This window comes from Pararhizobium sp. DWP3-4 (assembly GCF_049898205.1).
GTDB lineage: Bacteria > Pseudomonadota > Alphaproteobacteria > Rhizobiales > Rhizobiaceae > Pararhizobium.
Genome location: NZ_JAFCXF010000003.1, coordinates 257,830 through 276,811 on the forward strand (window position 1 = coordinate 257,830; position 18,982 = coordinate 276,811).

Here is an 18,982-nt window from a genome sequence, read left to right on the forward strand (position 1 = left end):
CCGTGAGAGAACGGGCGCGCGCCGCTACTTCCGCGCAGAAACCAGAAGGAACATCGGCCGCTCGCGCTCCTCCGCCCATTCCGGATGGGCGAGAACCTGCTCCAGCGACGGCCCCCATTCCTCGACATGTTGCAAGGTAAACCCGAGGCCGATCAGGATGTTGATCAGCGTTCCCAAAGTCCGGTGCTGCTTGACGACGCCCTTGGCCAGCCAATCCGTCGTGCGCGGACCTTCATCGAGATAGCCGTTGACCGGCCATGTCGCCCGCCCGTCGATATCCTTCGACCAGCCGGGATGGGCAGGTGCCATGTAGATCGGATGCTCGATCGAAAACACCAGCTGGCCGCCGCTCACCAGCGCCGAATGCACACGCGCCAGAAGCGCCTCGAGGTCGCTGATATAGTGGAAGGCGAGCGAACTGTAGACGAGGTCGAAGGATGCTTCCGGCAATTCCAGCACCTCAAGATCGGCCTTTTCGTAGACGATCGCCGGATCGGACGTTGCCCGCGCCCGCGCCAGCATGTTCTCCGAAACATCGAAACCGAGCACGGTTGCCGCACCTTCCTCCCACGCAAACCGGCAGAACCAGCCAAAACCACAGCCGAGATCGACAACCCGCTTGCCCTTCAGATCGGGCAGCAGCACCCGGATCGACGCCCATTCCGCCGCCCCATCCAGCCCCTCCACCGACCGGCCAAGCTGGCTATAGCCTTCGAAGAATTCAGGATTGTCGTAGACGTTCTGGGTCATGTTTCACCATGTTCTGTGTCGTCGGGGGACGCATATCGCGATGCTTGCCCCGTCATGCCAGCGTTTTGTGGCAGGAATTGTGGGATCGGGAATGCGTTTTCACAAAATGAGATGGGGCACAAAGGGAGATTCTAGGCTTTGCACCGGCCTCCAAGCTGAAGGTTCGGTCTCAATCGCTGTTCGTGTTTGAAAAATTATTTCCTCAGTCATCCCGGACGTGTTCCGGGATGACTGAGGAGAATTTTCTGCCGCAGAACAATCGAGGACACGCAGAGGCAATCGAAGACACCCTCCCCCATCAACCCGCCGCCTGCGGCTCCATATAGGCCAGCTCCCAGACATGACCGTCCGGATCCTGAAAACTGCAGCCATACATGAAGCCATAGTCCATCACCGGCCGCCATGCCTTGCCGCCGAGCGACAGGGCCTTGGCCAAGGTCTCGTCCACTTCCTGGCGGCTGGACGCGGAAAGTGCCGTCAGCACTTCCGTCACCTTGCTGGTGTCGCTGATCTCGTCGATGATGAATTCCTTGAAGCGCGCCTCGTGCATCAGCATGACGAAGATGTTTTCCTCGACGATCATGCACAGCGTATCGTCGCTGGAGAAATCCGGATTGAAGCCGAATCCCAGCCCGGCGAAGAATGCCTTCGACCGCGAAATGTCCTTGACCGGCAGGTTTACGAAAATCATCCTCATGAACAGTCTCCTCATTGATGATGGGGTTGTCCGCTCGTTGAGCGGACAGCAATGGATGCTCAGGCAAGCGCCAGAAGGTCGGAGCGCAAGCGGTCCGGCCGCCCCTCGCCCAGCGCGTCATCGACATCGGCATGCGTGCTTTTCCAGATCGGCACCGCCATCGACAACAACGCATGGCCTGAAGGCGTCAGCTTCATTCGGCGCAAGCGTCGGTCCTTGTCATCGGTCACGGTCACCACCAGCCCGCGTTTCTCCAGCGGTTTCAACGCGGCCGTCAGAGTGGTGCGGTCCATCGCCAGAAGACGGGCAACCGGCCCCATGCCCGGTGGGTCCGGCCGATTGAGCGACATCAGCAGGGAAAACTGGCCGTTGGTCAGATCGAGCGGCCGCAAAGCGTCATCGAATTTGCGCGCCAACGCCCGCGCCGCGCGCTGCACATGAAGGCACAGGCATGTGTCGCGGACATGAAGGGTGGTCTGAAAGGGAATCACGATGGGCTTTGACATGCTCACATAATGTTGATATCAACCTATTCAGTCAAGCGGAACGAAACGCGATTTTCTGAGGAGGAATGAACGATGTTGAGCAATCCGGTTGTATCCCGCGACGAATGGCTTGAGGCGCGCAGGGCGCTGCTCGCCACCGAGAAGGAAGAGACGAAACTGCGGGACAAGATCCGCGCCGGCCGGCAGAACATGCCGTGGGTCAAGGTCGACAAGACCTACACATTCGACACGCCCGCCGGCAAAAAGACGTTGGCCGACCTGTTCGACGGCCGCAGCCAGCTGATGATCTACCATTTCATGTTCGGCCCCGACTGGGAGGCCGGCTGCCCGGGCTGCTCTTTCCTGTCCGATCATATTGACGGCACGCTTGCCCATCTCAACAATCACGACGTCACCTATGTGACGGTCTCCCGCGCCCCGCTTGACAAGATCGAAGCCTATAAGACGCGCATGGGCTGGAAATTCCCCTGGGTTTCGTCGTTCGGCAGCGACTTCAATTTCGACTACCACGTCTCTTTCACCAAGGAGGAACTGGAAAGCGGCAAGGTCTTTTATAATTTCCGCGAGATCTCCGGCGACGAGGCCAATGACGAACTGCCCGGCATGAGCGCCTTCATTCGCGACGAGGCCGGCAATGTCTACCACACCTATTCCGACTACGCCCGCGGCGGCGAGGAGATCCTCACCACCCTGATGATCCTCGACCGCGCACCAAAGGGCCGCAACGAGACCGGAACCCTCAGCTTCGTGAAGCGTCATGACGAATATGACGCCGAGTCTAAGGCGCAGTCCTGCTGCGCCTGACATGACCGACCGGCAATCACGCTTGAACCGTTTCCAGCAAGACTGCGCAGCGGTTTTGCGTCCGGCATGGTGACGAAGACGCAGATCGAATGTTTTTCGCGGTCGAGGAAAAGCGGAAATGCGCCGGAGGAAAAGATGCGTTGAAGGCAGTCCTTGTGCACGGCCACCGCCGCCTGCAACTCACGTGGAAACCGGTCATTCCTGTGAGCATCACGCATTTGAACATTGCAACCACCCCATTTTCCGGCCGGATGGCCATCAACATCAAAGAGGAGGATTGTTATGAAAAAGCCGCACGGCGCGTTCGTCTGGTACGAACTGATGACCACCGATACCAAGGCTGCCGAAGCTTTCTACGATGATGTTGTCGGCTGGACCTCGGCCGATTCCGGCATGCCGGATGCGAACTACACGCTGTTCAAGACCAACGGCCTGCGCGTCGCCGGACTGATGACCATGCCGGAAAGTGCCCTTACGATGAACATTCCGCCGGCCTGGCTCGGCTATGTCGGCGTCGATGACGTCGATGCCGCTGCCAAGAAGCTTGCCAAGCTCGGCGGCACCGTCCACCGTCAGCCGGACGATATTCCGGGCGTTGGCCGCTTTTCCGTCGTCGCCGACCCGCACGGCGCTGTCTTTGCCCTGTTCGGCACCGATGATGGCGACATGCCGGATATCAAGCAGATGGACCCCGGCAGCATCGGCTGGCACGAACTGATGGCCGGTGATCTCGCCACCGACCTGCCCTTCTATCAGGAAATGTTCGGCTGGCAGAAGGACGAGGGTCTGGATATGGGCGACATGGGCGTCTACCAGCTCTTCTCCCACGATGGCGCGCAGATCGGCGGCATGATGAAAAAGCCGGAGACGATCCCTGCGCCGCCCTATTGGGGGTTCTACTTCAACGTCGAAGCCCTCGATGCAGCCATCGCACGGTCAACCGCCAAGGGTGGCAAAGTCGTCAACGGCCCGATGGAAGTTCCCGGCGGCGCCTGGGTGGTCAATTGCGTCGATCCTCAAGGCGCCTATTTCAATCTTGTGGCAATGAAACGGTAAATCCGTCTCCCCGCGGCAAGGCACCGGCGTAAAACCGCCGGGGCCTTGCCGCCAGCCACTCCGGAGCCCCCATGAAGCTTGACGCGATCGAGGTCATCACCTTGTTTGTCGATGACATCGACGAAGCAAGGTCGTTCTACCAAACGGCCTTTGCGCCCGAAATCGTCTACCAGGACGCGGTATCCGCTGTGCTGAAATTCGCAGGCACCATGGTCAACCTGCTGAAATCAACGGAAGCACCGGAGCTGGTCGCACCGTCAATCGTCGCCAAGTCATCGTCAGGCTCGCGCGTCCTCCTGACGATCAAGGTGGATGACACCGACGGCGCCTGCGCCGAGCTGCAGCGGCGCGGTGTGACGCTGCTCAACGGTCCGGTCGATCGCCCTTGGGGACGCCGCACCGCAGCCTTCGCCGATCCTTCCGGCCATGTCTGGGAGATCGCCCAGGAGCTCAGCTGACGGCGTGCGTCGCGCGCTCGCGCGGCAAATGCTTTGCCTCCAAACGGGGCATTTCTGCACTCGCTAAAATATGGTAGATGTCGCCACCAGTCGGGGGCAAGCATCATGTCCAATTCGCTGCTAGACGCGCTGACCGCTGCAGATCTTCACTGCCCGGTGATCATGGCCGGTCATCCGGAATACGATCACTATCGCCGGGTCTGGAACGGCATCGCCGATCGGCTGCCTCTCGCGATCGTGCGGCCGCAGGAGGTCGAGGATGTTCAAAAAGCCGTGCGTGCGGCGGCCTCGTCCGGCGCCTTGCTCGCTGTGCGCGGCGGCGGCCACAGCCTGCCCGGCTTGTCCACCTGCAATGACGGCCTGGTGCTCGACCTGTCTTTGATCCATTCCGTCGTCATCGACAACATCGCCCAAACCGTCGATGTCGGCGGCGGCGCCTTGCTTGGCGATCTCGATCGCGCAACGGTTCCGAGAGACTATATCGTCCCGGCAGGCGTGATTTCCCACACGGGGATCGCTGGCCTGACACTCGGCGGCGGCATGGGCTGGGCAAGCCGGAAATATGGGCTGACGATCGACAGCCTGCTGGGTGCCGAGATCGTGCTCGCCACCGGAGATATCACCTGGACGAGCCCAACCTGGAACCCCGAGCTGTTCTGGGCCATTCGCGGTGGCGGCGGAAATTTCGGCGTCGTCACCCGTTTCAGGTTCCAGTTGCATGCGTTCAGCGGCATCGTCGCCGGCCAATGGATCTACCCGATCGAGCAGGCCCTGAAGGTCCTGTCTGTATTGCGCGATCGGGCGCGTCAACAATCCCGCGATTTTGCCGTTTCCTTCACCGCATCCCAGTCTGGCATCCACGTCACAGCCGTCTGGTACGGCGATGCCGGCCTTGCCACCGCTGCACTGTTACCTTTCGGAGCCTTGGCGGACGGCGCCAGCGGCGGGCTTGAAAACCTGTCCTATCTTACCTTGCAAAGCCGCAACGACGTGGCTTTCGCGTGGTCGCGCCGTTACTATGCCAAGGGTGGCTTCTGGTCCGATGTCAGTGACCAGGCAATTGCACACATCATCGACGCAATCGCTCGTGCACCGACGCCGGATTGCGAGATCTATGCCATGCAGCTGGGGGGCGCCATCCGTGACGTGCCGGATGAGGCAGCCGCCTATACCGGACGGGAAGCAGGCTATTATTGGCTGTCCGAGCCCATCTGGGACGATATCGCCGACGATGACAGATGCATTGCCTGGGGCCGCGCGACCGGCCGGTTGCTGTCCGACGCATCAATCGCCGGCAACTATGTCAACGAACAGAGCGACACCGGCTCGAGCATCGCCCGAGATGCCTATGGCGATGAAAAATACCGGCGCCTTGCACGGTTGAAAGCACGCCTCGATCCGGCCAACCTGTTCCGCCTCAATCAGAATATCGAGCCGCAGGAATAGCGCCCGACAGGCGCCTGCTTCGTCTTGCCCTTGGGAAATGAATCCGTCCGCCGGGAATTGCGCCTTGCAATCTCTCTTCGCATTGCACAAAATCCCCGCAATGGCGGCATAGACCCGTCATCAAGGGGATAAAAATCTGCATGGCGATCAAAGCAAGCATCTATCACCTCACACATTACAAGTATGACAAGCCGGTGCGGCTCGGTCCCCAGATCATCCGGCTGAAGCCGGCGGCCCATTCCAAGACCAAGGTGATCAGCCACTCGCTCAAGGTCACGCCGGAAAATCACTTCGTCACGCTGCAGCAGGATCCCTACGGCAATTACCTCTCCCGCTATGTCTTCCCCGACCCCGTCACCGAGTTCAAGATCGAGGTCGATCTCGTCGCCGACATGACGGTCTACAATCCCTTCGACTTCTTCATCGAGGAAGAGGCCGAGACTTTCCCCTTCACCTATCCCGAAGATATCCGCGACGACCTGAAGATCTACATGCAGGCGGAGCCGATGAGCCCGGCGCTGGAAGCCTATATCAACGGCATCGACCTGACGCCGATGCGCACCATCGACTTCATCGTCGGCCTGAACGCCCGCCTGCAGCAGAAGGTCAACTATATCATCCGCATGGAACCCGGTGTCCAGACGCCGGAAGCGACCCTGCTGCTGGCGCTTGGTTCCTGCCGCGATTCCAGCTGGCTGCTCGTGCAGATCCTGCGCAATCTCGGGCTGGCCGCCCGCTTCGTCTCCGGCTACCTCATCCAGCTTGCCCCCGATCTGAAAGCGCTCGACGGCCCGTCCGGCACCGAGGTGGATTTCACTGATCTGCACGCCTGGTGCGAAGTCTATATTCCTGGCGCCGGCTGGGTCGGACTTGACCCGACATCCGGCCTTCTGACCGGCGAAAGCCATATACCGCTGGCTGCCACGCCGCATTACCGCAACGCCGCGCCGATCTCCGGCGGCCTCTATGGCGATGCCAACACCACCTTCGATTTCGCCATGACCGTCAGCCGCGTGGCCGAGCATCCGCGCATCACCAAGCCGTTTTCCGAGGAAAGCTGGCAGGCGCTGAATGCGCTCGGCGAGCATGTCGACAAGGTGCTGAACGGCAGCGACGTCCGCCTGACCATGGGCGGCGAGCCGACCTTCGTTTCCATCGACGATTTCGAATCGGAAGAATGGAACACCGGCGCCGTCGGCCCGACCAAGCGCGACAAGGCCGACGAACTGATCCGCCGTTTACGCGAACGCTTCGCTCCCGGCGGCTTCCTGCATTACGGCCAGGGCAAGTGGTATCCCGGCGAAAGCCTGCCGCGCTGGACCTTCTCGCTCTACTGGCGCAAGGACGGATTGCCGATCTGGCACAATCCCGATCTGATCGCTGCCGAGGGCCAGGATACCAAGGTCACCGACAAGGAGGCAGCAGCGCTTCTCACCGGCATCGCCGCCGAGCTTGAGATCGAACCGGAGATGATCATCCCCGCCTTCGAGGATCCCGCCGAATGGATCATCAAGGAAGGCAGCCTGCCGGAAAATGTCGATCCGGAAAATTCTAAGCTGGAAAGCCCGGAGGAGCGCGCGCGCATCGCCAAGGTGTTCGAGCGCGGCCTGACGACCCCTACCGGCTACATTCTTCCCGTCCAGGCGTGGAATTCCAAGGCCGAGGGCCAGAAATGGATCTCCGAGAAATGGCGCACCCGCCGCGGCAAGATCTTCCTGATGCCGGGCGATTCGCCGATCGGCTTCCGCATGCCGCTCGGCACGCTGCCTTACGTGCCGCCGTCGGAATATCCCTATATCCACCCGGAAGACCCGTCGATCGACCGCCAGCCTCTTCCAGATTACGGAACGCCGGCCAGAGCCTTGGCCGAGGCCTCCCGCAAGGCGGCCACCGACGCCCGCCAGAAGCGCATCGAGCAGGTGCTGGAAGCGGCGAATGCCGATATCCGCGGTGCTGTGCGCACCGCCATGAGCGTCGAGCCACGCGATGGGCGTCTCTGCGTCTTCATGCCGCCGGTCGAGCGCATCGAGGATTATCTGGAACTGATCGCCGCCGCTGAAAAAGCCGCGTCCGATCTTGGCCTGCCGATCCATATCGAGGGCTACTCGCCGCCGCAGGATGAGCGCATCAACGTCATGCGGGTCGCACCCGATCCCGGCGTCATCGAGGTCAATATTCACCCGGCCTCCAACTGGGCCGATTGCGTCGCCATCACCACGGCGATCTATGAGGAAGCCCGGCTTACCCGCCTTGGCGCCGACAAGTTCATGATCGACGGCCGCCACACCGGCACCGGCGGCGGCAACCATGTCGTGGTCGGCGGCAACAATCCCAACAACAGCCCGTTCCTGCGCCGGCCGGACCTGCTGAAGAGCCTGATCCTGCACTGGCAGCGTCATCCGGCGATGTCCTATCTGTTTTCCGGCATGTTCATCGGCCCGACCAGCCAGGCGCCGCGTGTCGACGAGGCCCGGCACGACACGCTGTACGAGCTCGAAATCGCCATGGCGCAGGTGCCCGTGCCCGGCATGGCGCAGACCCCTCTGCCGTGGATGGTCGATCGCCTGTTCCGCAATCTCCTGACCGACGTCACCGGCAACACCCATCGTGCTGAAATCTGCATCGACAAGATGTTTTCGCCGGATGGCCCGACGGGGCGGCTGGGCCTGGTCGAGTTCCGCGGCTTCGAAATGCCGCCGAATGCCCGCATGAGCCTTGCCCAGCAGCTGCTGGTGCGGGCGTTGATCGCCCGCTACTGGCAGAACCCGGCCGAGGGCAAGCTGGTGCGCTGGGGCACCACCCTGCACGACCGCTTCATGCTGCCGCACTATGTCTGGCAGGACTTCCTCGACATCCTCAATGATCTCGGGGCCAACGGCTTCAATATCCGGCCGGAATGGTTCGAGGCCCAGCTCGAGTTCCGGTTCCCGTTCTGCGGCGAAGTCGAATACGAAGGTGCCAAGCTCGAACTGCGCCAGGCCCTGGAACCCTGGCATGTGATGGGCGAGGAAGGCGCGCCCGGCGGCACCGTGCGTTATGTCGACAGCTCCGTCGAGCGCCTGCAGGTGAAGCTGGAGACGGCCAATCCCGAACGCTACACCGTTGCCTGCAACGGCCGTGCCCTGCCGCTGACCAAGACCGGCTTCAATGGAGTTTCCGTTGCCGGTGTCCGCTACAAGGCCTGGCAGCCGGTGTCGGGTTTGCATCCCAATCTGCCGGTTAACACGCCGCTTACATTCGACATTTATGATACATGGTCGAAGCGTTCGATCGGCGGCTGCATCTATCATGTTGCCCATCCGGGCGGGCGCAGTTACGACACCTTTCCGGTGAACGGCAACGAAGCGGAAGCCCGCAGGCTAGCCCGTTTCGAACCCTGGGGGCATACGGCCGGCGCTTATGCCCTGGCGCCTGAAGCCCCATCGGCAGAATTTCCCCTGACGCTCGATTTGCGGCGTCCGGCAGGCGTGTAGGACTTTGATGTCAAAGAAGCAGACGGCCCACGCGACACTGAGCGAAGACCGGATCGGCAACGATCCGGTCTTCGGCTATCGCGCACTGCCCGGAATCGCCGATGAAATGCTCGATACGCAGGGCAGTGTCCGGCCGGTCTGGCAGCATTTTCTCGCCTCCATCGGCCGCATGGACGAGACCGAGCTCTCCAACCGTTTCGCCCGCGCCGATCGCTATCTGCGCGATGCCGGCGTATTCTACCGCGCCTATGGCACCAAGGAGAATTCTGAGCGTAGCTGGCCGCTTTCCCACGTTCCGGTTCTGATCGATGACGTGGAGTGGCAGGCGGTCTCCAAAGGCCTCATCCAGCGCGCCGAATTGCTGGAGCGCATGGCCGCCGATATCTACGGCCCGAACCGGCTGGTCGCCGAAGGTTTTCTGCCACCTTCGCTGGTCGCCTCCAACCCGGAATTCCTGCGTCCAATGGTCGGCGTGCTTCCGGCCGATGGCCATTTCCTGCATTTCTGTTCGTTCGAGATCGGCCGCGGTCCGGATGGCAACTGGTGGGTACTGTCGGACCGCACCGAGGCGCCGTCGGGTGCCGGCTTCGCGCTGGAAAACCGCGTCGCCACCACCCGCGCCTTCTCCGATCTCTACGCCGAAACCCATGTCCATCGCCTGGCCGGCTTCTTCGGCGCCTTCCGCGACGAACTGCAATCGCGCAAGAAACATCCGGACGACCGCATCGCCGTTTTGACGCCGGGTGTCGCCAACGAAACCTATTTCGAGCACGCCTATATCGCCCGCTATCTCGGCTTCATGCTGCTCGAAGGCGAAGATCTGACCGTTATCGACGGCCGCGTCATGGTCCGCACCGTGGCCGGCTTGAAGCCCGTCGGCGTACTCTGGCGCCGCCTTGATGCCGCCTTTGCCGATCCGCTGGAATTGAACCAGAGTTCGCATATCGGCACGCCGGGCATCGTCGAGGCACTGCGCTCCGGCTCGGTATCGATCGTCAATTCGCTCGGCTCCGGCATACTGGAAACCCGCGCCTTCCTCGCCTTCATGCCGACCATCTGCCGTCACCTGCTTGGTGAGGACCCTATCCTGCCGAGCATCGCCACCTGGTGGTGCGGCCAGCAGCCGGAACGCGATCAGGTGGCCGGCAATATCGAGAAAATGGTGATCGGCCCGGCCTATTCCACCCGCCCCTTCTTCGACGACAATGGCCAGTCTGTTCTCGGCTCGTCGCTGCGCGATACGGCGAAGGTGTCGGTCACCGACTGGCTGCAGACGGATGGCCCGAAACTTGTCGGCCAGGAGGTCGTCACCCTTTCCACCACACCCGCCTGGATCAACGGCAAGCTGACACCGCGGCCGATGAGCCTGCGCGTCTATGTCGCCCGCACCCGCGATGGCTGGCAGGTCATGCCGGGCGGCTTTGCCCGCATCGGCTCCGGTGCCGATGCCGCCGCCATCGCCATGCAGGCGGGCGGTTCGGCCGCCGACGTCTGGATCGTCAGCCAGAAGCCTGTGGAACACACGACGCTTCTGCCGGCCGAGGAAAGTTTCATCCGCATCATGCCCGGCAGCCTGCCGAGCCGGGCGGCCGATAATCTCTTCTGGCTCGGCCGCTATATCGAGCGGGCCGAAGGCGCGCTGCGCATCCTGCGCGCCTGGCATGGCCGTTATGCCGAAACCGCCAATACCGAAATGCCGCTGTTGAAGGACATCACCGACTATCTGGCCGTGCTCGATATCGACACCAAGCAGCCGGTCCCCGACAGCCTGATGGCCAACCTCAACAGCGCCCTGTTTTCCGCCAGCAATATCCGCGACCGTTTCTCAGCCGATGGCTGGCTGGCGCTGAACGACCTTGCCAAGACGGCCCGCAAATTCCAGTCCACGGTCCAAGCCGGCGACGACGCCACCCATGCAATGACCGTGCTCCTGCGCAAGCTCGCGGGCTTTGCCGGTCTGGTGCATGAAAACATGTACCGCTTCACCGGCTGGCGTTTCCTGTCGATCGGCCGCTATCTTGAGCGCGGCCTGCACATGACCCGGTTGCTCGGCCATATGTCCGGCGAGGACGCACCGGATGGTGCCTATGACATGCTGCTTGAAATCGGCGACAGCGTCATGACCCACCGCCGCCGCTACAACGTCAACACCGCAGCCCTCACCGTCACCGACCTTCTGGCGCTCGACCCGCTCAACCCACGCTCGGTTCTCTATCAGCTGAACGAGATAAAGACGGAGGTCGAGCAATTGCCGAATGCCTTCTCCAACGGCCAGATGTCGCCCTTCTACCGCGAAGCCATGAAACTCCACGCCGGCCTCGCCGTCATGACACCCGAAGCGATGAATGCCGAGGTCTATAACCATCTGGAACAGGAACTCGGCCGTTTCTCCGACATCCTCGCGCAAACCTATCTCGGATAACATACGACGAACGCAGCACCGCGCCGGATTTGGGAACCCATGCTCTACGACATCAATCTGCGGATCACCTATACCTACGAAGTTCCTGTTTCCGGCGGCCGGCATGTCGTGCGCGTCCTGCCCTTGTCGCTTCCCGACCGCCAGCGCCTCGTTGCCGGCACCGTCACCTGCACGCCGGCACCGGAGGAACGGCGCGACAGCGTCGATTTCTTCGCCAATCCCTCGACCTCGATCCTGTTTCGCAAGCAGCACGAAAAACTGGTGATCCACATGCAGGCGCGGGTCCAGCTTGAACAGCAGGCGCTTGCCGCCGATTTTTCGCCCGATCTCACCCGGTTCCCCACCGAGATCGCCAATGTCTGGTCGCTCGACGCCAATTCCCCGCATCATTTCCTCGGCACCAGCCCGCGCCTTCCCGAGGATTCGGCAATATCCGCCTATGCCCGTGGCATCGCCAAACCCGGCATGAGCATCCGCCAGGTGGCCACGGCCATCTGCGCCGGGATCCACAGGGATTTCGTCTATGATGCGAAGGCAACGACGGTCGATACGACCCCGCGCGAGGCGTTCGAGCTGAAGCGCGGCGTCTGCCAGGATTTCACCCATGTGATGATCACGGCGCTGCGCAGCCTCGGCATCCCGGCCGGTTACGTCAGCGGCTTCCTCAGAACCATCCCGCCTGCCGGCAAGGAACGTCTCGAAGGCGCCGATGCCATGCATGCCTGGGTGCGCGTCTGGTGCGGAACCACGACCGGCTGGCTCGAACTTGACCCGACCAACAATATTTTTGCCGGATTGGATCATATCGTCGTCGGCCATGGCCGCGACTATAGCGACGTGGCGCCGGTCATCGGTGTCCTGAAAAGTTACGGATCGCACAAGACCGAACAGGCCGTCGATGTAATTCCGCTGCAGTGACCCGGAACAGGAAAGCCGGCTGTCTTGTTTCCGCACATCGCAACACCGGGTGGAATGCCTGGATTTCCGGCACAATTAGAATTGTATTCAATTACAACCCATGAGTTGAACTGGATCGTAATGTTTACGGGATAGACGTCGCTTCACCAAAAAAGGCAACGTCTGTTTCGAGTGGGGAAAATGGTAAAGCGATCGAAATTCCGGCAGTCTTGTTCAACCTTCATCGGCGACCGCGGCGGCAATTTCGCCCTGACGGCAGCATTGATCATTCCGGTCCTGTTCGCCGCCGGCGGCGTCGCCGTCGACATGGCGAGTATGATGATGGCCAAGAACCAGTTGCAGGAAGCAACGGACACCGCAGCCCTTGCCGCATCGTCGTCTCTCATCAACGAAGGCATGAGCATCCCGAACGCCACCAAGCTCGCCAGGGATTTTATGCTGTCGCAGCTGTCGCAATCGAAAAGCTCCTTGACCGCCGGCATGAGCCCTGAGGAGATTGCCGCTTTCGACGCTGCGTTTGTTAACAACACCAAGATCAACATCGTTGAAAAATCGGCGACCAACACTGTCGGCAACAGCAAGACCTACACCGTCGATATATCGTCGAATTACAACCTGCCACTCAATCCTTTGACCCGGCTTCTTGGTCAAAAGTCCGCCCAAATCAGCGCGGCCAGCAAATCCTTGAGTTCATCGGAAACGAAGAATGCACTATCGATGTTCCTGGTCCTCGACCGCTCCGGCTCCATGGCCGAAAATACGGCGACGGTGAACAAGGATAAGCCGACGAAGAGCTATACCTATGACTGCAGCTACTACAGCGGCAGAAAGTATGTCTCAAAGACGTGCACGGGGACCGAAACGAACTTTATCACCAAGATCGAGGCCCTGAAAACGGCGACGGAAAGCCTTACCGGATATCTGAAAACCGCCGACCCGACCGGTGCACTGGTCAGAACTGGAGCTGTGTCCTACAACGCCTCCATGCAGAAGCAGACTGATCTGGTCTGGGGCACCGACAGCGCTGTCAGTTACGTCAAGGCACTATCGGCAAGCGGCGGCACGGATTCCGGTGATGCCTTCGAGACCGCTTATGAAAAGCTGGTCCTCGTGAACAGTAAGAAGGAGATGGTCGAGGACGCCGCCCACTTCGCTAAAAACAAGCAGGTTCCGACGAAATATATCGTCTTCATGACCGACGGCGACAACAACTACACCTCGGCCGACACCGAAACGAAAAAATGGTGCGAGAAGGCTAGGGCAGACAAGATCCAGGTCTTCACGGTTGCCTTCATGGCACCAGCGCGCGGCCAAGCGCTTCTCGACTTCTGCGCGACCACGAAAGCGCACTATTTCAAGGCCGAGAATGCGGAGCAGCTGAACGAGGCTTTCAAATATATCGGTGAAAAAGCCTCGGCGATGACCGTTCGCCTGACGCAGTAACCGCTGATACCAGTGCGATCGAAAGCCCGTCCCGAAACAATCGGGGCGGGCTTTTTCGCGTTATCCGCCAAATCGCAAGCCGTTTCGAACGCACCGTCTTCTTCAATTATCATCTTATTGAAAACGCTATTGCAAGCGCTTCGTATCGGTGCATAAATCGCTCATATGCCCCGTTGGTATTCGCCTCCGGTCTCCCAAACCGCACGCAGAGGGTAAGCCTTTTCCATGATCGATCGTTTGTCAAACGAGAAAATTCCGAGCGCCGCACCCCGCGCATCGAGCTCTGAAGTCCTTGCCCAGGAAATCATCGAGCGCCTCACCTACCGGATCGGCAAGGACCCGAAGGTCGCCAAGCCGCATGACTGGCTGACGGCTGCCATCCTGGTGGTGCGCGACCGCATCACCGACAACTGGATGGAATCGACGCGCAAGACCTATGCCACCGATGCCAAGCGCGTCTATTACATGTCGCTTGAATTCCTGATCGGCCGCCTGATGCGCGATGCCGTCACCAATATCGGCCTGATGGACGAGTTGCGCGAGGCGCTGGCCTCATTCGGCGTCGATATCGACGTCATCGCAGCCCTTGAGCCGGACGCGGCGCTCGGCAATGGCGGCCTTGGGCGCCTGGCTGCCTGTTTCATGGAAAGCATGGCGACGGTCGATATCCCCGCCTATGGCTACGGCATCCGTTATGTCCACGGGCTGTTCCGCCAGCAAATGGCCGATGGATGGCAGGTCGAACTGCCGGAAACCTGGCTTGCCCACGGGAACCCCTGGGAATTTGAGCGCCGCGAAAGCTCCTACGAAATCGGCTTCGGCGGTTCGGTCGAAACCGTCAATGTCGACGAGGAAGTCACCCGCTACGTCTGGAAACCGGCCGAGCGCGTTATCGCCACCGCCTGCGACACGCCGGTCGTCGGCTGGCGCGCCAAGCGCGTCAACACGCTGCGCCTGTGGACCGCCCATCCGATCGACCCGATCCTGCTCGATGCCTTCAATGCCGGCGATCACATCGGTGCTCTCAGAGAAAGCAACAAGGCCGAAAGCCTTGCCCGCGTGCTCTATCCCGCCGACGCGACGCCGGCCGGCCAGGAGCTGCGCCTGCGCCAGGAATTCTTCTTCTCGTCTGCCTCGCTGCAGGACATCCTGCGCCGCCACCTGCAGCAATATCCGGATTTCACCTCCCTGCCGGACAAGGTGGCGATCCAGCTCAACGACACCCATCCGGCCGTCTCCGTCGCCGAACTCGTCCGTCTGTTGACCGACGTCCACGGCATGGATTTCGAGACAGCCTGGGATATCGCCCGCCACACCTTTTCCTACACCAACCACACGCTGCTGCCGGAAGCGCTGGAAACCTGGCCGGTGCCGCTGTTCGAGCGGCTTTTGCCGCGCCACATGCAGATCGTTTATGCGATCAACGCCAAGATCCTGCTCGAGGCCCGCAAGCAGAAGACCCACACGGATCAGGAGGTCCGCAACATCTCGCTGATCGACGAAAGCGGCGACCGCCGTGTGCGCATGGGCAATCTCGCCTTCGTCGGCTCGCACTCGATCAACGGCGTGTCCGCGCTCCATACCGAGCTGATGAAGGAAACGGTGTTTGCCGACCTGCACCGGCTCTATCCGCAGCGCATCAACAACAAGACCAACGGCATCACCCCGCGCCGCTGGCTGATGCAGTGCAATCCCGAGCTCGTCACCCTGATCCGCGAGGCGATCGGCGACGAGTTCATGGACAATACCGAAGCCCTGCAGGCGCTGGATCCATTTGCCGACAAGCCCGATTTCCAGGAAAAATTCGCTGCGATCAAACGCGCCAACAAGGTCAAGCTTGCCCAGCTGGTGCAGAGCCGCATGGGCATCCGCATCGATCCGTCGGCGATGTTCGACATCCAGATCAAGCGTATCCACGAATACAAGCGCCAGCTCCTCAACATCATCGAGGCGATCTCGCTCTACGACCAGATCCGCTCGCATCCGGAGCTGGACTGGGTTCCACGCGTCAAACTGTTCGCCGGCAAGGCGGCACCGAGCTATCACAACGCCAAGCTGATCATCAAGCTTGCCAACGACGTAGCGCGCGTCATCAACAACGACCCGGCGGTGCGCGGTCTGCTCAAGATCGTCTTCATTCCCAATTACAACGTCTCGCTCGCCGAGATCATGGTGCCGTCGGCCGATCTTTCCGAACAAATATCGACCGCCGGCATGGAAGCCTCCGGAACCGGGAACATGAAGTTCGCGTTAAACGGTGCGCTGACCATTGGAACGCTGGATGGCGCCAATGTGGAAATGCGTGACTGGGTCGGTGAGGAAAACATCAAGATTTTCGGGATGACGGCAGACGAAGTCGCCAAGGTGCGCGCCGAGGGTCACAACCCCCGCGCCATCATCGAGCAATCGCGGGAACTGTCGCAGGCTTTGTTTGCAATTTCCTCCGGCGTGTTCTCGCCCGACGATCGCAACCGATTCACCGGCCTGATCGATGGCATCTACAATCACGACTGGTTCATGGTGGCAGCCGATTTCGATGCCTATACCAAGGCGCAGCGTGAAGTCGATGCGATCTGGACGGATACGGCCAGCTGGTACTCCAAGACCATCCGCAACACTGCGCGCATGGGCTGGTTTTCCTCTGACCGCACAATCCGGCAGTATGCCGGGGAAATTTGGAGAGCCGGATGACATCAGTGCCAAACGACGCCACGCCTACCGTCCCGTCAGCCAGTCTGCCGGCGGAAGAGATTGCGGCGATCCTCGCTGGCACTCATAGCAATCCGTTCGCCGCCCTCGGTGTCCATCCGGCGGGCAAGGAGTTCGTCGCCCGCTGTTTTCTTCCCGGCGCCGAAACGGTGACCGCCGAAACCCTGGCCGGCAAGGAGATCGGCACGCTGACACGGCGCGACGATGCCGGCGTCTTCGAAGGCATCGTTGCCGTGAAGAAGGCCCAGCCGGTCCGCTACCGCGCCCGCAACGGCGGCGGCGAGTGGACCGTCACCGACCCCTACAGCTTCGGTCCGGTGCTTGGTCCGATGGACGACTATTATATCCGCGAAGGCTCGCATCTGCGGCTGTTCGACAAGATGGGCGCACATCCGATCAAGCATGACGGCGCCGACGGCTTTCATTTCGCCGTCTGGGCACCCAATGCAAAGCGAGTCTCGGTCGTCGGCGATTTCAACGATTGGGATGGCCGCCGCCATGTCATGCGGCTGCGCCAGGATACCGGCATCTGGGAAATCTTCATTCCCGACGTCCCATCCGGTGCGATCTACAAATATGAGATCGTCGGCAAGAACGGCGAACTCCTGCCCCTGAAGGCCGATCCGTTCGCCCGCCGCTCGGAACTGCGCCCGAACAATGCGTCGATGACCACAGGCGAGATCGAACAGGTCTGGCAGGACGAGGAACACCGGGCGCATTGGGCCAATGTCGATGCACGCCGCCAGCCGATCTCGATCTACGAGGTGCATGCCGCATCCTGGCAGCGCCGCGACAATGGCGACATGCTGACCTGGGATGAAATGGCCGAACGGCTGATCCCCTACTGTGTCGACATGGGCTTCACCCATATCGAATTCCTGCCGGTCACCGAATATCCCTATGATCCGTCCTGGGGTTACCAGACCACCGGGCTTTATTCGCCGACCGCCCGCTTCGGCGAGCCGGAAGGTTTTGCCCGCTTCGTCAACGGCGCCCACAAGGTTGGCCTCGGCGTCATCCTCGATTGGGTTCCGGCCCATTTCCCGACCGATGCACACGGCCTTCGCTGGTTCGATGGCACAGCCCTTTACGAGCATGAGGACCCGCGTCAGGGCTACCATCCCGACTGGAACACCGCGATCTACAATTTCGGCCGCGCCGAGGTGTTTTCCTATCTCGTCAACAACGCGCTCTACTGGGCTGAAAAATTCCACCTGGATGGTTTGCGCGTCGATGCGGTGGCGTCGATGCTCTATCTCGACTATTCGCGCAAGCATGGCGAATGGGTGCCGAACGAGTATGGCGGCAACGAGAACCTCGACACGGTCCGCTTCCTGCAGACCATGAACAAGGAAGTCTATGGCAGCCATCCCGGCATCATCACCATCGCCGAGGAATCCACGTCCTGGCCGAAGGTCTCGGCTCCGGTTCATGCCGGCGGCCTCGGCTTCGGCTTCAAGTGGAACATGGGCTTCATGCACGACACGCTGCAATATCTGCAGCGCGAACCGGTCCATCGCAAGCACCACCACAACGACCTGACCTTCGGCCTGCTCTACGCCTTCAGCGAAAATTTCGTGCTGCCGCTCAGCCATGACGAAGTGGTGCATGGCAAGGGCTCGCTGATCGCCAAGATGGCCGGCGACGACTGGCAGAAATTTGCCAATCTCCGCGCCTATTACGGCTTCATGTGGGGCTATCCCGGCAAGAAGCTGCTGTTCATGGGCCAGGAATTCGCCCAGTGGCAGGAATGGGCGGAAGATCGCTCGCTCGACTGGAACCTGCTCGAGTATCCGCTCCACGAAAGCATGCGCCGTCTGGTGCGGGATTTGAACGGCACCTATCGCAACAAGGCGGCGCTGCATGCGCGCGACTGCGAGGGCGAAGGCTTCGAATGGCTGATCGCCGATGACCGCGAGAATTCGGTCTTTGCCTGGCTGCGCAAGGCGCCCGGTGAAAAGACCATCGCCGTCATCAGCAATTTCACCCCGGTCTACCGGGAAAACTATACGATACCGCTGCCGGTGGAGGGGCGGTGGAAGGAAATTCTCAACAGCGATGCCGAGATTTACGGCGGCAGCGGCAAAGGCAACGGAGGAGCCGTCCAGGCAACGAAAAACAGTGCAGGCGTTATTACCGCCACCATCACCCTGCCGCCTTTGGCGACACTGATGCTGGAACAGGAATAATACACGGCCAGGCGGGCTCCCAAGACCCGCCAACGCCGTGGGTCAGAATAATATTTGGAGAGGACACAGTTCCAGGAGCGGTCAAACCGCCCGGGAACCATACTATCGGGA

General features: G+C 60.9%; 13 protein-coding genes. 10 read left to right on the forward strand and 3 right to left on the reverse strand.

The window, feature by feature from the left end:
* Positions 1-24: 24 nt before the first annotated feature.
* The 3 genes from ACP7E6_RS10640 to ACP7E6_RS10650 all read right to left on the reverse strand — a co-directional run bounded on the left by ACP7E6_RS10640 (position 25) and on the right by ACP7E6_RS10650 (position 1,953).
* Positions 25-750: a class I SAM-dependent methyltransferase gene (locus ACP7E6_RS10640; protein WP_426229745.1), complete on the reverse strand. Its 726-nt coding sequence runs from the start codon at positions 748-750 to the stop codon at positions 25-27.
* 298 nt (positions 751-1,048) lie between these two features.
* On the reverse strand, positions 1,049-1,447 hold the full coding sequence (locus ACP7E6_RS10645) for a VOC family protein (RefSeq protein ID WP_426229746.1): 399 nt from the start codon (positions 1,445-1,447) through the stop codon (positions 1,049-1,051).
* 59 nt (positions 1,448-1,506) lie between these two features.
* The gene (locus tag ACP7E6_RS10650; RefSeq protein WP_426229747.1) at positions 1,507-1,953 is read right to left on the reverse strand and encodes a MarR family winged helix-turn-helix transcriptional regulator; all 447 of its coding nucleotides are present in this window, start codon (positions 1,951-1,953) and stop codon (positions 1,507-1,509) included.
* Between the two features lie 75 nt (positions 1,954-2,028).
* Here ACP7E6_RS10650 and ACP7E6_RS10655 point away from each other — a divergent pair, with 75 nt between their 5' ends.
* The 10 genes from ACP7E6_RS10655 (at position 2,029) to glgB (ending at position 18,871) form a co-directional block, all read left to right on the forward strand.
* Positions 2,029-2,757, forward strand: coding sequence for a DUF899 domain-containing protein (locus tag ACP7E6_RS10655; protein WP_426229940.1), 729 nt, complete (start codon positions 2,029-2,031; stop codon positions 2,755-2,757).
* A 282-nt stretch (positions 2,758-3,039) separates the two neighbouring features.
* Entirely contained in the window at positions 3,040-3,813 is a 774-nt protein-coding gene (locus ACP7E6_RS10660; RefSeq protein ID WP_426229748.1) for a VOC family protein, read from the forward strand.
* A 71-nt stretch (positions 3,814-3,884) separates the two neighbouring features.
* Positions 3,885-4,271 carry a VOC family protein gene (locus tag ACP7E6_RS10665; protein WP_426229749.1) on the forward strand — a complete coding sequence of 129 codons (387 nt, stop codon included), beginning with the start codon at positions 3,885-3,887 and terminating at the stop codon, positions 4,269-4,271.
* Positions 4,272-4,376: 105 nt separating this feature from the next.
* Positions 4,377-5,717: an FAD-binding oxidoreductase gene (locus ACP7E6_RS10670; protein WP_426229750.1), complete on the forward strand. Its 1,341-nt coding sequence runs from the start codon at positions 4,377-4,379 to the stop codon at positions 5,715-5,717.
* Between the two features lie 140 nt (positions 5,718-5,857).
* Entirely contained in the window at positions 5,858-9,190 is a 3,333-nt protein-coding gene (locus ACP7E6_RS10675; protein ID WP_426229751.1) for a DUF2126 domain-containing protein, read from the forward strand.
* A 7-nt stretch (positions 9,191-9,197) separates the two neighbouring features.
* Complete coding sequence (locus ACP7E6_RS10680; protein ID WP_426229752.1) at positions 9,198-11,612, forward strand: circularly permuted type 2 ATP-grasp protein; 2,415 nt, start codon at positions 9,198-9,200, stop codon at positions 11,610-11,612.
* A 39-nt stretch (positions 11,613-11,651) separates the two neighbouring features.
* A complete protein-coding gene (locus ACP7E6_RS10685) occupies positions 11,652-12,530 on the forward strand; it encodes a transglutaminase family protein (protein WP_426229753.1) in 879 nt (292 codons plus the stop codon).
* Positions 12,531-12,710: 180 nt separating this feature from the next.
* Complete coding sequence (locus ACP7E6_RS10690) at positions 12,711-13,973, forward strand: vWA domain-containing protein (RefSeq protein WP_426229754.1); 1,263 nt, start codon at positions 12,711-12,713, stop codon at positions 13,971-13,973.
* A 225-nt stretch (positions 13,974-14,198) separates the two neighbouring features.
* The gene (locus ACP7E6_RS10695; protein ID WP_426229755.1) at positions 14,199-16,664 is read left to right on the forward strand and encodes a glycogen/starch/alpha-glucan phosphorylase; all 2,466 of its coding nucleotides are present in this window, start codon (positions 14,199-14,201) and stop codon (positions 16,662-16,664) included.
* Positions 16,661-18,871, forward strand: a complete 2,211-nt coding sequence (glgB, locus tag ACP7E6_RS10700) for a 1,4-alpha-glucan branching protein GlgB (protein WP_426229756.1) — start codon at positions 16,661-16,663, stop codon at positions 18,869-18,871. The genes ACP7E6_RS10695 and glgB overlap by 4 nt, the downstream gene beginning before the upstream one ends.
* Positions 18,872-18,982: the final 111 nt, after the last annotated feature.